We start from the raw sequence: 14,074 nt of genomic DNA on the forward strand, positions 1-14,074 counted from the left end.
ATTACCGTGGCCTTAATTTTTTATATCCTCAAAATCGGTTACTCTGTTACGGCCATGCTCTTTTGAGTGATACAGGGCTTTGTCAGCGGCTTCAATCCACCGCTCATGTTTTGCAAAGTCAGGGCTATTTCCTGCAAAACCAACACTCACAGTCATCTCTATTTTTGTGTTTTTATAAACAAAAGGGTTGGCTTCTATTAACGCTCTTATGCGCTCGGCAAATATTGCTGCGCCTTGCTTGTCGGTATCGAGTAAAGTAACAACAAACTCCTCCCCACCATAACGCCCTGCTATATCGGTTTCACGAAGCGTCGTTCGTAGCAGTTCTGAAAGGTGGCGTAGCGCTTCATCGCCACAGCTATGGCCATGCTCATCATTAATTTTTTTAAAATGATCGATATCAAACATCAATAATGTGCTGCTGCCACCGCTGCGCTTAACACGCAAAAACTCTTGGTGCAGTGTGCTTTCCCAATGCCCACGGTTAAACAGCTGCGTTAAGCTGTCAGTTTGGCTTACTTGCTCTAAACGCTTATTTAAATCTTCTAATTCTTTTTTATTGACTGCCACATCGGTAACATCATAAATAATGATACAAATATGACTTACTTCACCCAGTGTGTTGGTAAGTGGAATAAAGGTCGCATTTTGGTACATGTAATCCGCTTTACCGGTAATGGGACGGTAGTTTTTAAAACGAAAGATGTAAGGTTGCTGCTCCCAGATAGTAAAAGAGCGGTTTTTAAGTACAAATACAGACTCTGACTTGCTTCTAAACCATTTTTCATCGATTGAAGGAAATAAATCAAATAGGTCTTTGTCTTTTACAGCACTTGGCAATAGCCCAGAATGGTTTTCCATAAAGCCATTCCACACACACACTTTATAATTTCTATCCAGTACAACCAGGCCCACATCAACCGTGTTAAACATATCCATTAACCAATGGATCTCATTCATTTCTAAATCAGCGGCCATAACTTAGTCTTCTAATAGGTAAGCAACTTTGTATTTCAAAGTTTTAAGTGAATCTTCGGTAAATAACAGCATAAGATCGCAGTTAATATCGTGGTTTTCGATGCCGTAGCTTATTTCTATCGCTAAGGTTCTTTGCCAACGAGATTTATTTGATTTAACCAATTCAGATACGTCGCGATGTTGGCCAAGTACAATGGGATGACCTTGGCTAAAAGACATATCTAGCTGTTTAGAAAGCCCCGTTAAAATTGAGCCTATTAAAATATTACTAATATCCATAAGTAGCTCAAGCTCAACTTTGTCGTTCAGCTCACCGTCGTAATTCATCAGTGACGCAATTTCTTTAAAGCTTGAGTCGTTTAATAAAAGTAATGCCTCGCCCGATACGCCACCGCCAATAAAGCCTTGGCACACCCCTGATGTTGCAGCATTATTGTCAATTGACTGCAGCGCCATATCCAGTTCATTAACTTCAAGCACATTCACATTCGGAATTGGTAGCTCTACAAACACATTCAAAAGCCGTGCAAGCAAATCGCCTGCTTGGCCCATAGCGACATTTGTAAGCTCTTGGTATATATCGCGCACATCTGGGTCTACTTGTTCACCTAAAGAATGAGCAAGGCGCTCGCGCATGGCTTTATCTTTAATGCCATGATGCTCGATAATATCGGCAAGTTTTTCAGGTGAGCAAGGTTTTTGGATAAAATCAATGGCGCCTAATTCAAGTACGCGTTGGTGCGCATTTGGCTGAATATCGCCAGATACAACCACGGTTAGGATATTAAGGCCTTGCTCTTTCATAGCCATAAGGACTTCGTAACCGTCCATTTCAGGCATGTTTAAATCAAGAAAAAGGATTTCGGGCTCGATTATTTTTAGTTTTTTGATGCAATCAACACCATCTTGAGCAAACTCTACTTTAATATCCCAGTCATCTGGTAAAGAGCGGGCTAGCTGGCGCCTCGCTAATTTTGAGTCGTCACATATTAATACGGATGTTGACATACTATCTCTCTATTATTTAACCCAATGTTGTCAATAGGCCTTATGACTTTATTAAAGATACATTTTGTAACTACATGTTAATAAAAGTTCATGCAGTTTACAATTTATATATCACAGAACTTATTATTACTTTTACAGTGATATTTAATCGCTTGGTCAGTGATATTGAGTATAATACACTCAAACCTATTGCGTTAATTTAAAAGGAAATAACCTATGGTACGCTCTCTTATTTTTGCACTAAGCACACTGGCTTTAAGCTCAGTTGGGCACGCATCACAGTACCCAGAAAACACGCTTGATGCAGGTAAGGTCTCTGCTCAGGGTAAGCCTGTCACTTTGTTAGGTAAAGGTGTAAGTGTAGGTGATAATGCGCCAAATTTTAAAGTGGTTGATGGTGGTTTTGCCCCTGTAAATCTTAATGATTATAAAGGGCAAGCTGTATTAATCAGTGTGGTGCCAAGTTTAGATACTGGCATTTGTAGCTTACAAACCAAACATTTTAATGAAAAAGTAGCGACGCAATTTCCTGCTATCGCAATACTGACCATCAGTGCCGATTTACCTTTTGCTCAAAAACGCTTTTGTAATGCTGAAAACATCGACAAAGTAACAGCCCTTTCTGACTCTGTATGGCGAGACTTTGGCCAAAAATATGGCTTAATTATAAAAGATATGGGGCTACTAACTCGCGCTGTGCTTATTTTAGATAAAAGCCATACAGTGATATACAAACAGCTCGTGTCTAATTTATCTACCGAGCCAAACTACGACCCAGTAATAGAAAAGCTAAGAACGTTGTAGGTAACAGGGCGTGTTGACCTTTGGTGGTTTAATTTTAAATTGTTAAAAGCTACTAAATACAAAAAAACCGCCCGAGGGCGGTTTTTTAATACCTAAGCTGTGTTTAGATTATATTAACCTAAAAGCTCTGCTAGTTGCTGGCTTACTGTTTCAACAGCTTGCGTACCATCAATTTTATGGTACTGCGTGTTACCTGCTTGCGCTTCAGCTTGGTAGTAATCAACCAATGGCATAGTTTGCTCATGGTAAATAGCTAAACGTTTACGAACTGTTTCTTCCGTGTCATCGGCACGAATAATAAGCTCTTCGCCTGTTTCATCATCTTTACCTTCCACTTTTGGTGGGTTGTAAACAACGTGATAAACACGGCCAGAGCCAGGATGTACGCGACGTCCACCCATACGCTCAACAATTACTTCATCAGCAACGTCAAACTCAATAACGTGATCAACCACAACGCCATTTTCTTTCATAGCATCTGCTTGTGGAATAGTACGTGGGAAGCCATCAAGTAAAAAGCCTTGTTCGCAGTCTGGTTTAGCAATACGCTCTTTCACTAAACCAATGATGATATCGTCAGAAATTAATTGACCTGCATCCATTACTTTTTTCGCTTCTAAGCCAAGTGGTGTACCTTCTTTAATGGCTGCACGAAGCATATCACCGGTAGAAATTTGTGGAATACCGTATTTGTCCATTAAAAACTGAGCTTGAGTACCTTTACCAGCACCTGGCGCGCCCAAAAGAATAATGCGCATATCATTGTCCCCTAGTATGGATATTTATTTTAAAGCCTGAATTCTTCCACAAGCGCTGCAGATACTCAAGCAACTTATACTAATTGCCTACTTTAGAGCACATAAAAAAAGGAAGCATACGCTTCCTTTATAATTATGGTTATATTTTAGGCTCTTTTAGCAATTAAAAGAGCCTGTTAGCCTTACTTATTTAAATCAAGCATTAACTTGTTTAAACGTGTTACGAACCCGGTAGGATCTTTTAATGTACCGCGTTCAGCAAGTAAAGCTTGGTCTAGTAATACATGAGACCACTGTGCAAACTTATCTTCGTCTTGCTCATCGTTTAAGTGCTTAACTAACTGATGCTCAGGGTTAAGCTCAAACACTGGCTTAGCCTCTGGTACAGGTTGCCCTACTGACTCCATAAGCTTTTGCATTTGCGAGCTCATGTCGTTCTCATCGCTAACAACACAGGCAGGAGAGTCTGTTAAGCGATGCGTAAAGCGTACTTCTTTAACTTCTTCACCTAGCGCTGTTTTAATGCGCTCAATTAAGCCTTCTACTTCTTTTTCAGACTCTTCTTGCGCTTTTTTCGTTTCTTCGTCATCAAGCTTACCTAAATCAAGGTCGCCACGGGTAATTGACTGGAATGATTTTTCGTTAAACTCAGTTAAGTGGCTCATCATCCACTCATCAACACGGTCACTTAGTAATAATACTTCGATGCCTTTTTTGCGGAAGATTTCTAAGTGCGGCGAGTTTTTAGCCGCTGTAAACGAATCAGCAACCACGTAGTAAATTTTATCTTGCTCATCGTTCATACGCTCAATGTATTGCTCAAGCGATACATCTTGTGTTTCTGAGTCAGTATGCGTAGATGAGAAGCGTAACAATTTAGCAATGGCTTCTTTATTCGCTGTATCTTCTGCTGGGCCTTCTTTGATTACTTGGCCAAACTCGTTCCAAAATGTTTGGTAGTCTTCGGCTTTGTTTTTAGCCATACGCTCTAGCATTTTTAAGATACGAGACGTACACCCTTTACGAATCGCTTGCGTTACTTTGTTATCTTGTAAAATTTCGCGCGATACATTTAGCGGTAAATCGTTTGAATCAAGTAAGCCTTTTACAAAGCGCAAGTAACTTGGCATAAACTGCTCAGCGTCATCCATAATAAAGACACGTTGAACATACAGTTTTAAGCCACTTTGGCGCTCACGGTTCCATAAATCGAACGGCGCTTTTTTAGGGATATACAATAAGCTTGTGTACTCAGTTTTACCTTCTACTTTATTGTGCGCCCAGTTTAGCGGCTCTTCCCAATCATGGCTTACATGCTTGTAAAACTCTTTGTATTCTTCATCAGAAACCTCTGACTTATCACGTGTCCATAAAGCGGTTGCACGGTTAATGCTTTCCCACTCACCTGGAACTGCTGGGATTTTTTCGCCGTCTTCGCTTTCAGACTCAGGCACTTCTGCTTTATACATTTGTACAGGCGTAGAAATATGATCTGAGTATTTAGTAACAATGCTACGTAAACGGTATTCATCCGCGTATTCTTTTTCTTCTTCACGCAGGTGTAAAATGATATCCGTACCACGGCCTTCTTTTTCAATTTCTTGTAACGTGTACTCACCTTCACCTTGTGACTGCCACTCGTACGCTTGTGTTTCACCCGCTTTACGCGTGCGCACTGTCACTTCATCAGCCACAATAAAGGCTGAGTAAAAACCAACACCGAATTGACCAATTAATTGCGAGTCTTTACTTTGGTCACCGGTTAAGTTTTTGAAAAACTCAGCAGTACCCGACTTAGCAATAGTTCCTAAAGAGCTAATCACTTCTTCACGCGTCATACCAATACCATTATCAGAAATGGTAATAGTGTTCGCTTCTTTATCTGCGCTAATACGTACACGTAAATCGGCATCACCTTGGTAAAGGTCGCCATTTGAAAGCGCTAAAAAGCGTAGCTTATCGGCGGCATCTGATGCATTTGATACAAGCTCACGTAAAAATATTTCTTTATTCGAATATAACGAATGAATCATTAAGTTTAATAGTTGTTTTACTTCTGTTTGAAAGCCTAATGTTTCTTTTTGTGCTGCAGTCATTTATGTATCTCCAATTAGCAAAGTGTCTGCGTTATGCACTTAATATGGGGTGAGGTGGAGTAACTTCAAGGGAAAAATTTAAAAAAGCAGCTTTTGCGCTGACATAAATAAAAAGCCACATAAAAATGTGGCTTTTAGGGTTAAATTACGGTGTATTTTTAGCGTGCTGGGCTTTTAAAGCACTGACTTGTTCGTGTAAATAATTAGCACTTACCTGCTCAGCTTCAATCGGCTTTCCCACACTCACCGATACTAACGACCATTTAAGGCGTGGTAGTTGCCACTTGGCTTTACGGCTAAACATACTGCCCCACAAGCCACCTAAGTGAACGGGCACCACAGGAACAGGTGTGCGCGCTATAATGCGCTCAATGCCCCGCCTAAACATGTCCATTTCACCATTACTTGTTAGTTTTCCCTCAGGAAAAATACCAACTAACTCACCGCGTTCAAGCGCTGCGGCAACCTCATCAAATGCTTTTGCAAACGCTTTTGGGTTAGCTTTTTCGCTATCAATTGGAATAGCTTTTGCCATTTTAAATAGCCAATGCAGCGCTTTTGAGTAATAAATGGGGGCAAACACCATAAAGCGTATAGGCCTAGGCGAAGTGGCTAAAATAAACATCCAATCTACAAAGCTTACATGGTTAGCTACAATAACGGCTGCGCCTTCGCTTGGAATATTTTCATGCCCTTTTGTGCGCACGCGATACATGCATATGGCTAAAATATAGATAACAAAGCGCAAGAAAAATTCCGGCACCTTAGTGTAAATATAAATAGAGATAAGCAAATTAAGCCCCGCCAAAAGCAATAGTAACGGCGAAATATGCCACTCTAAAACAGAGAGCGTTACAATACTTAATATGGCACTGCCAACCATAAAGAGCGCATTAAGCACATTATTAGCAGCAATCACCCGCGAACGACTTGCCTCCTCGGTACGCTGTTGAATAAGCGCATACAGCGGCACAGTATAAAAACCGGATGCAATACCAATACCTGCCATCCAAACAAAATGCCATACCATGTCGCCCGTATTGAGTACTTGTTTTAGCGTTAATAAATTTTCAGTGGGCGCGATATATTCACTAATAGCCGGCTCTTGGCTTAATAAATACAAAAATAGCGTAATTAAAATAGCGCCAAAAGGTACAATGCCCAGCTCAATACGTGAGCGCGAGAGCTTTTCGCACAACAAAGACCCCACGGCAATGCTTAGCGAAAACACCACCAGCGCACTGGTTACAACGAGTTCATCGCCACCCATTACATGCTTAACGTAATTAGGTAATGCCGTTAAAATAACCGCGCCTATTAGCCAAAACCAGCTTATACCCAACACCGATTTACCAACCGATTCTGTTTGGGCATTAAGCGCTTTAAATACATTTTTAGTGGATGAAAAAATATTATAGGTAAAGTGCAAATTAGGATTATTGGCTTGGCTTATAGGAATAAAGCGGCTACTGAAAAAGCCAAGTACTGCAAGTATCAGCACGGCAATACTAATAATTGTTGGACCTGTTGTTTGAGTAATGTAATAGGTGCCAAAAATAGTACCAATTAAAATAGCGACAAAAGTGGCAGACTCAACCAAGCCATTGGCTTTTGTTAATTCGTTAGGTGCCACATGTTGCGGTAATATTGAATACTTAAGCGGGCCAAAAAAAGTACTTTGCAAGCCCATAAAAAACACGGTGGTCAGCATTAGCCACACATATTGCGTAAAAATAGAGGCTGCGCCAATAACCATAATCGGTATTTCGCAAAATTTAACAAGCCGGATCAGCTTTGATTTTTCTGTTTTTTCGGCTAATTGCCCCGCCATTCCTGAGAATAAAAAAAACGGTAATATAAATAAGCCCGCTGCAAGGTTTGAATACAGCGCACCATCGCCAAGGGTTGCAGCTTGAAACACTAACAATATAAGCACGGATTGCTTATACACATTATCATTCATAGCCGACAAAAACTGCGTTACAAATAGCGGTAAAAAGCGCTTACTGCTGAGTAAACCGCCTTTATTGTCGTGTTTATTATTTTGCATAGTACTCCTTACTAATCAGATAAATTCCTGATGTTTTTATACCAACTTGAGCGATATTTTTAAGGCGCGTGAGCCGTACGACTATTACGTTATTTAGTTGTTGTTAGTCAATAATTTATAACACAACGTCGCCAAGTTTAACTCATTTATTAATTTAATATGATTACCGGCAAACTCACACACGTTATACGGTAATTAAATAGCAAACACAAAAAAGCCCACATATTTTACTATGTAGGCTTTTAAAACGATTTCAGATAGTTGTGTTAGTCCTGCATAACCGCTCGGCGGCCACTAAATGCATGCATTAACGTGGTGCCATCTACTAAATCAAGCTCGCCACCAACAGGTATACCATGCGCTATACGCGAGGCCCCTACTTTATATTTATGGCAAAGCTGGGCAATATAATGTGCAGTGGTTTCGCCCTCAACCGTGGGGTTGGTAGCTAAAATCACTTCGTTAATACCGCCGTGCGAGAGCTTTTGTTCAAGTATATCAAGGCCAATTTCTTTAGGCCCAATACCATCAATTGGCGATAAGTGCCCCATAAGTACAAAATATAAACCAAGGTATTGGCCTGTTTGCTCTATTGCCAACACATCGGTAGGCGACTCAACAACACACAGCACACCACTGTCTTGGCGTTTTGTACTTAAGCAAATATCACACTGCGCTTGCTCAGTAAAAGTGCGGCACGACTGACAATGCCCAACCGCGCCCATGGCTTTGGTCAATGCGTTACCAAGTTGAGTACCGCCTTTACGATCGCGCTCTAATAAATGAAACGCAATGCGCTGAGCCGACTTAGGACCAATACCCGGTTGGCAACGTAGCGCTTCTATAAGCTGCGTTAAACTATCTGAAAGTTGCATATTTGCTTAAAACGGCATTTTCATACCTGGTGGTAATTGCATACCGCCAGTTACTTTGCCCATACGCTCTTGCGTTTCGTCAGCAACGCGGCGAACAGCATCGTTACATGCTGCAGCAAGTAAATCTTCAATCATGTCTTTGTCGTCTTCCATAAGGCTTTCATCAAGCTCAACACGACGCACATTATGATTACCAAGCATGGTTACTTTTACAAGGCCTGCGCCGGCTTCGCCAACAACTTCCATTGTCGCGATTTCGTCTTGGGCTTTTTGCATGCGCTCTTGCATTTGCTGCGCTTGCTTCATCATGTTACCCATTCCACCTTTAAACATAATTTTCTCTCTTTCTTTTAAACTCTAGTTGTCATGAAGATAAGGGCGATTGTATTTAATTACAATGCCTGAATACTGTTTTCGTCAATTTCGGCGCTAAATAGCTGCTGAAATTGTACTATGTTTTCATCAGATGTGATCACATCAATTGCTTGCTGGTGTCGCCCTGCATCTATTTTTTGCTGAATTAAATAAGGCGAGTCAATCACCCCTTTTGCAAAGTTAATACTCAGCGATACGTTATGCCCGTATATACTTGATAACGCCGCATCGAGCTTTTGCCTAAGCATGGGCGTATCTAAGTGTTTTTGCGATTCATCCACGTCAATATGTAAACTGTCGCCTTGCTTAGTAAAAATCGAGTGTAATGCAAATTGGCGCATTCGCCCACCAAGCCCCATACGCTTAATTAAATAAGCCCACTCATCTTGCTGATGCGCAAATTTAATCTCGCTAATTGGGCTTTGAAAATCATCTGGGACCGGTATAGCGGGCTCTTGCTCTATTACCTCAGGCTTTTTTTGCGGATTAATTTGCTCCAGCAGCTCAGGCGCTAAGTTTTCAGTAATTGTTTGATGCTTTTCTTTAAAATCAACCTTACGCGCTGGCTGGCTTTGCGTTACTGGCTCAGCTGGCGTTTGGCTCCCTGTTACTGGGAGCGTTGGCTTTTTTTCGCTATCGCCTTGCGCATGGTCATGCCATGGCGGTGAATCGTTTTGTGACTCACTCGCTTGCGGGCTTGTATTATGTGGCTTTGCTTCGCTGTTAGGCGTAGCTTGGGCAGGTGTTTTTGGTGTTTGCGCTTGCTCAGGGGTATTTACACTCCCCCTTGAAAGCCTGCCTGCCCCCGATATATTTCTATCCCGTAAAATTCGCGCAATTGCTGATTGTGCTTGAGCTTCTTGTTCACGCACACTGCTATCTTTAGCATCGGCGTTTTCAGGCGCGGGTTGTGTGTGTTGCACTACAGGTGCAGGGTTATAACCTTGATCTACCGCACTGCTCATAACATCATCAAATTGTGCGGCTAAGCTTTGCTCCATATTACTGTGTTGCAGATAGGCATCGTCTTCACTTTGGCGCTCAGCAGCATCGTCACTCTTAGCTATGTGCTCACTTTGCTGCACAGGGCTCGGTATATCATTTTGCGGGCTTTGAGCCGCAGGTGATGCGCTGTTGCTGTTTTGCTCACTTGGCGAGCGTGTTAGCTGCTCTGTGGACGGTTGCTCTACTGGTTCATCACTTGTTTGGCTTTGCGCTGTGCTTTGGTTTTGGCTTTTCTCAACCATTGCTTGCGGAGCAGGGGTTTCGTCTTGCGATGGTGTTTTATTTTTATTTAATATATCACGCAGCGCATCGGCACGGCCTTTACTACTGGTAGGCGCAGGTATTGCTGCACTTGGTGCGTCACTAGGCTCAGGAAGCGATTGAGCAGGCGTTGTACCTGCAGACTCAAATGCTAATAAACGCAGCATTATCATTTCAAAACCTAAACGAGGCTCTGGCGCCCATTGTAAGTCTTTTTTACCGTTTAATAGTAACTGGTAATAAACCTGTATTTGTTGAGCCTGGGTGTGTTGAGCAACATGGCTAATATAATCGGCATTTTTATCATCAAGTTGCGCTGCTTGCGGGACAAGCTGAGTTAATTGAATAAGATGAGTTAATGCAATTAAATCATCAAGTAGAGCAATATAGTTAGGATTACGGCTCGCAACTTGGGCTATTTCGTCCATCAGTGCGCCACCATCTTGTGCTAACAAAGCAGCAAGCAAACTTTGGCTGTAATGTGTGTCCATTAAACCAAGCATAGCTTGTACGGCTTGATTGTTTATGTCGCCGTTGGTTTGCGCAATAGCTTGATCTGTTAAGCTCAACGCGTCACGCATACTGCCATCGGCGGCTTTTGCAATAATACTTAGCGCATCTTTATCAAAGTTTAATTCCTCTTGAGTAAGGACATGCTCAAGCTGAGTTTTAATTTCGCTTTGCGAAAGTGCATTTAAGTTAAACTGTAAACAGCGCGATAAAATGGTAACTGGTAACTTTTGCGGATCAGTGGTTGCTAGTAAAAATTTCACATGCTCTGGCGGCTCTTCCAACGTTTTTAATAACGCGTTAAAGCTATGCTTAGAGAGCATGTGTACTTCATCTATTAGGTATACTTTGTAACGTCCACGCGTGGGGGCATATTGAACGTTATCAAGAATTTCACGAGTATCTTCTACTTTGGTGCGAGAAGCGGCATCGATTTCAAGTAAGTCAATGTATCGCCCTGCTTCTATGTCAGTACAACTGCTACATTGCCCACAAGGAGATGCCGATATACCCTCATCACAATTTAAGCTTTTAGCAAAAATACGCGCAATGGTCGTTTTACCCACACCACGGGTTCCAGTAAATAAATAAGCGTGATGCAGTCTATTTTGCGTTAGCGCATTAACAAGCGCTTGCTTTACATGAGACTGGCCAACCAATTCATGAAAGGTTTGCGGACGCCATTTTCTCGCTAGAACCTGATAACTCATCAATTACTCGCCTTCAAACTCAACCAGTTTTAAGATTTTAATACCCATTTTTTCTATACGCTGCTCACCACCAAGCTCAGGTAATGAAACAACAAACGCTGCATCAGTGGCTGTGCCGCCTAATTTTGCAACTAGCTTTGCTGTGGCTTCAATTGTGCCACCGGTAGCTAATAAATCGTCAACTAATAATACTTTGTCGCCTGGGACAATAGCATCAACATGAAGCTCTAATGTGTCTTCACCGTATTCAAGTAGGTAATCTTGGCGAATCACTTCGCGTGGTAGCTTGCCTGGCTTACGAACAGGAATAAAAGGGATCCCTAACGCGTAAGATAGCGGTGCACCAAAAATAAAGCCGCGAGATTCTGTACCAATAATTTTTGTAAAGCCTTGGTTTTTATATTCGTTTATAAAAGCATCGATTGTTGCTTTAAAGGCTTCTGGATTTGCCATTAGTGTTGTTACATCACGAAACATAATGCCTGGTTTAGGATAGTCGGCAATGGTTGCGATACTGTTTTTAATAATAGCGGGTGTTACTTGAGTCATAAGTTTAATTGCTCAATAGTTTATATTTCAAAGCAGCTGATTATAACCTTAACTGACGTTAAAATGCGAGTTTGCTGTTATTAATACCAAGGTGGTTTGAAAATTATAAGGGTGGAGGAAGAAAAGAAGCTTAAGGCTGATATAAACAACAGCCTTAATAGAGCAAGGAGCTTTAAGTTAGGCTTGTGATCCAGCCTAAAATCGCATTTAAACAGCCAATACCCACAAAAACTGCTAAAAAAGCAATAAAGTAAGTAGCGTTAAACGGATCTTTAAAGTCTTTATCATCTGACATTGGTATAACCTTTTTTTAAGCACGACAAATAAGGCTGCCATGATAGACGAAGTAAAAACATCTATAAAGACCTTAATGTTGATTTTTTGTCACGATAATACCGCGCTCGCACATTGCATTAAGCGTACTTAACGCACCATGCGCAATTTGTTGTTCGCTAAAATTAGGCGCGTGGACTAAAACCTGCTGGCATACACTTTCAAACTCTATGCCCGCATTGGATTCTATTATTGAAAGTAGCAAGGCGGTCATTGCATTTGTAGCTAAAAACTGTACGTCGTCGTTATCATCTCTGTATACAACAAAGTAATTTGGCTGCTCAGATGGCGTGCTGGGTTTATACTCTGTGCTGATATTTTGAACCGCATATTGGTAGCTTAAATTACGCGCTACACTCGATAAGTAAAGTGCAGAACTGGTTAGTTCAGTGCTTTTTAAGCGTTGCTCGTTGGTATCTTCATTAGCCACAGAAACATCAAGCTCTATCCACTCATAATGTGCCAGCTCAAGCATAAATGCATAATCGTACTCTTGCAGGGTATAACCGCTCGACAAGTAATTAATAAACTCCCCTGCTATGTCTAAAAAATAAGGCGACTTACAGTCATGCTCACTAAAAAAAGCCCTTATTAATTTTTGCCATTGCTGCTGTGTATATAAAGTTTTAAGCACCGGAAAACCAGATGAGATGAACCCTGCAATATTATTAAAAAATAAGTCGCGGTAAATCGCCATGCGTCTATCTTCAATATCGTTTGGCTTTGGGTTATGCTCAGGCTCACGTATGTGCGCCATAAACTCATTTTGGCTGTCAATAAAGCTCATATTTCTTCCTTTATGCTAATTGCTGAGTAGGCGATGCGCATAACTGCTTATTTTGTAAATCGTGAATAATATCAAGCTCTTTTGTAAGTGTATTTATACTTGGAATATTAAAATCACGCTCCAATAAGGTAGGAAACACCCCATGCGCTTGGTACGCTTTATCAAGCAAGTCCCATACGGGGTCAATAACATCAGCGCCGTGGGTATCAACAATTAAATCATCGGCTTCATTGTAGTGCCCAGCTACGTGCCCATATGCAATGCGTTTTGAAGGTAGCCCTAGTAAAAACGCTTCGGCGTTGTAACCATGATTAATTGAATTTACATAAATATTATTTACATCAAGCAGTAGTTTACAATCGGCTTGCTCTAAAATCGTGTTTGTAAATTCAAGCTCAGATAACTGCTGGCCAGGCGCCGCATAATAAGAGACATTTTCGATGGCTATTTGGCGCTCTAAAATATCTTGCACTTGTTTGATGCGAGGTACAACGTGTGCAATGGCATCTTCAGTAAAAGGGATTGGCATTAAATCGTACATATGCCCTTTTCCAGAGCAGTAACTTAGGTGCTCACTGAATAGTTTAATGTTGTGCTGATCAAAAAACGTTTTTAGCGATTTAACAAATTCAATATCAAGAGGTTCAGGCGAGCCGATAGAAAGCGATAAACCATGGCAAGCAAAATTATTGGCGTCAGTTAAGGTTTTAAATTGTTTTTTAAAGCGCCCTCCCAGCTTAAGCCAGTTTTCAGGCGCTACTTCCATAAAATCGATTTGCTTTGGTGTATGCGCTAGTAGTTCATCAAGCATCTCTCGACGAAGACCTAAGCCCACCATCCCAAATGCTGAGTTTTGTGTTGCTCTCATCATTATCTCCTAAAACAAAAAGGGCCTTTTGGCCCTTTTAGCATAACGTATATCTGAGTAAATCAGGTACTTAAATCAGCCTGTTATTGGCCGCCACATTTGCCTTC

Annotated in this window: 13 protein-coding genes; 1 reads left to right on the forward strand and 12 read right to left on the reverse strand. The window is 41.3% G+C overall.

Translation table 11 applies throughout. The features are described from left to right. Positions 1-12: 12 nt before the first annotated feature. Both CWC04_RS07280 and CWC04_RS07285 read right to left on the reverse strand, forming a co-directional pair. Positions 13-978, reverse strand: a complete 966-nt coding sequence (locus CWC04_RS07280) for a sensor domain-containing diguanylate cyclase (RefSeq protein ID WP_138685018.1) — start codon at positions 976-978, stop codon at positions 13-15. Positions 979-981: 3 nt separating this feature from the next. Further along, positions 982-1,986 carry a response regulator gene (locus tag CWC04_RS07285; RefSeq protein ID WP_004588116.1) on the reverse strand — a complete coding sequence of 335 codons (1,005 nt, stop codon included), beginning with the start codon at positions 1,984-1,986 and terminating at the stop codon, positions 982-984. A 216-nt stretch (positions 1,987-2,202) separates the two neighbouring features. On the opposite strand from CWC04_RS07285, the gene tpx reads away from it, so the two are divergent. Continuing rightward, positions 2,203-2,790, forward strand: a complete 588-nt coding sequence (gene tpx, locus CWC04_RS07290) for a thiol peroxidase (protein WP_138685019.1) — start codon at positions 2,203-2,205, stop codon at positions 2,788-2,790. Between the two features lie 113 nt (positions 2,791-2,903). Here the strand turns inward: tpx and adk are convergent, their stop codons facing one another. The 10 genes from adk to CWC04_RS07335 form a co-directional block, all read right to left on the reverse strand. Next, positions 2,904-3,548, reverse strand: a complete 645-nt coding sequence (adk, locus tag CWC04_RS07295) for an adenylate kinase (protein ID WP_004588118.1) — start codon at positions 3,546-3,548, stop codon at positions 2,904-2,906. Positions 3,549-3,730: 182 nt separating this feature from the next. Further along, complete coding sequence (gene htpG / locus CWC04_RS07300) at positions 3,731-5,644, reverse strand: molecular chaperone HtpG (protein ID WP_138685020.1); 1,914 nt, start codon at positions 5,642-5,644, stop codon at positions 3,731-3,733. A gap of 145 nt (positions 5,645-5,789) precedes the next feature. Continuing rightward, a complete protein-coding gene (locus CWC04_RS07305; protein WP_138685021.1) occupies positions 5,790-7,694 on the reverse strand; it encodes an MFS transporter in 1,905 nt (634 codons plus the stop codon). 266 nt (positions 7,695-7,960) lie between these two features. After that, a complete protein-coding gene (gene recR, locus CWC04_RS07310) occupies positions 7,961-8,569 on the reverse strand; it encodes a recombination mediator RecR (protein ID WP_004588121.1) in 609 nt (202 codons plus the stop codon). Positions 8,570-8,575: 6 nt separating this feature from the next. Continuing rightward, positions 8,576-8,902 carry a YbaB/EbfC family nucleoid-associated protein gene (locus tag CWC04_RS07315; RefSeq protein WP_004588122.1) on the reverse strand — a complete coding sequence of 109 codons (327 nt, stop codon included), beginning with the start codon at positions 8,900-8,902 and terminating at the stop codon, positions 8,576-8,578. A gap of 59 nt (positions 8,903-8,961) precedes the next feature. Next, positions 8,962-11,430, reverse strand: a complete 2,469-nt coding sequence (gene dnaX, locus CWC04_RS07320; RefSeq protein ID WP_138685022.1) for a DNA polymerase III subunit gamma/tau — start codon at positions 11,428-11,430, stop codon at positions 8,962-8,964. A 3-nt stretch (positions 11,431-11,433) separates the two neighbouring features. After that, positions 11,434-11,979 carry an adenine phosphoribosyltransferase gene (apt, locus tag CWC04_RS07325; protein WP_004588124.1) on the reverse strand — a complete coding sequence of 182 codons (546 nt, stop codon included), beginning with the start codon at positions 11,977-11,979 and terminating at the stop codon, positions 11,434-11,436. 172 nt (positions 11,980-12,151) lie between these two features. Beyond that, a complete protein-coding gene (locus CWC04_RS19995) occupies positions 12,152-12,274 on the reverse strand; it encodes a hypothetical protein (RefSeq protein WP_004588125.1) in 123 nt (40 codons plus the stop codon). A gap of 72 nt (positions 12,275-12,346) precedes the next feature. Continuing rightward, complete coding sequence (locus CWC04_RS07330) at positions 12,347-13,099, reverse strand: HvfC family RiPP maturation protein (protein ID WP_138685023.1); 753 nt, start codon at positions 13,097-13,099, stop codon at positions 12,347-12,349. Between the two features lie 10 nt (positions 13,100-13,109). Beyond that, complete coding sequence (locus tag CWC04_RS07335; RefSeq protein WP_502705335.1) at positions 13,110-13,967, reverse strand: HvfB family MNIO-type RiPP peptide maturase; 858 nt, start codon at positions 13,965-13,967, stop codon at positions 13,110-13,112. Positions 13,968-14,074: the final 107 nt, after the last annotated feature.

The organism is Pseudoalteromonas sp. S2893 (assembly GCF_005887105.1).
Lineage (GTDB): Bacteria > Pseudomonadota > Gammaproteobacteria > Enterobacterales > Alteromonadaceae > Pseudoalteromonas > Pseudoalteromonas atlantica.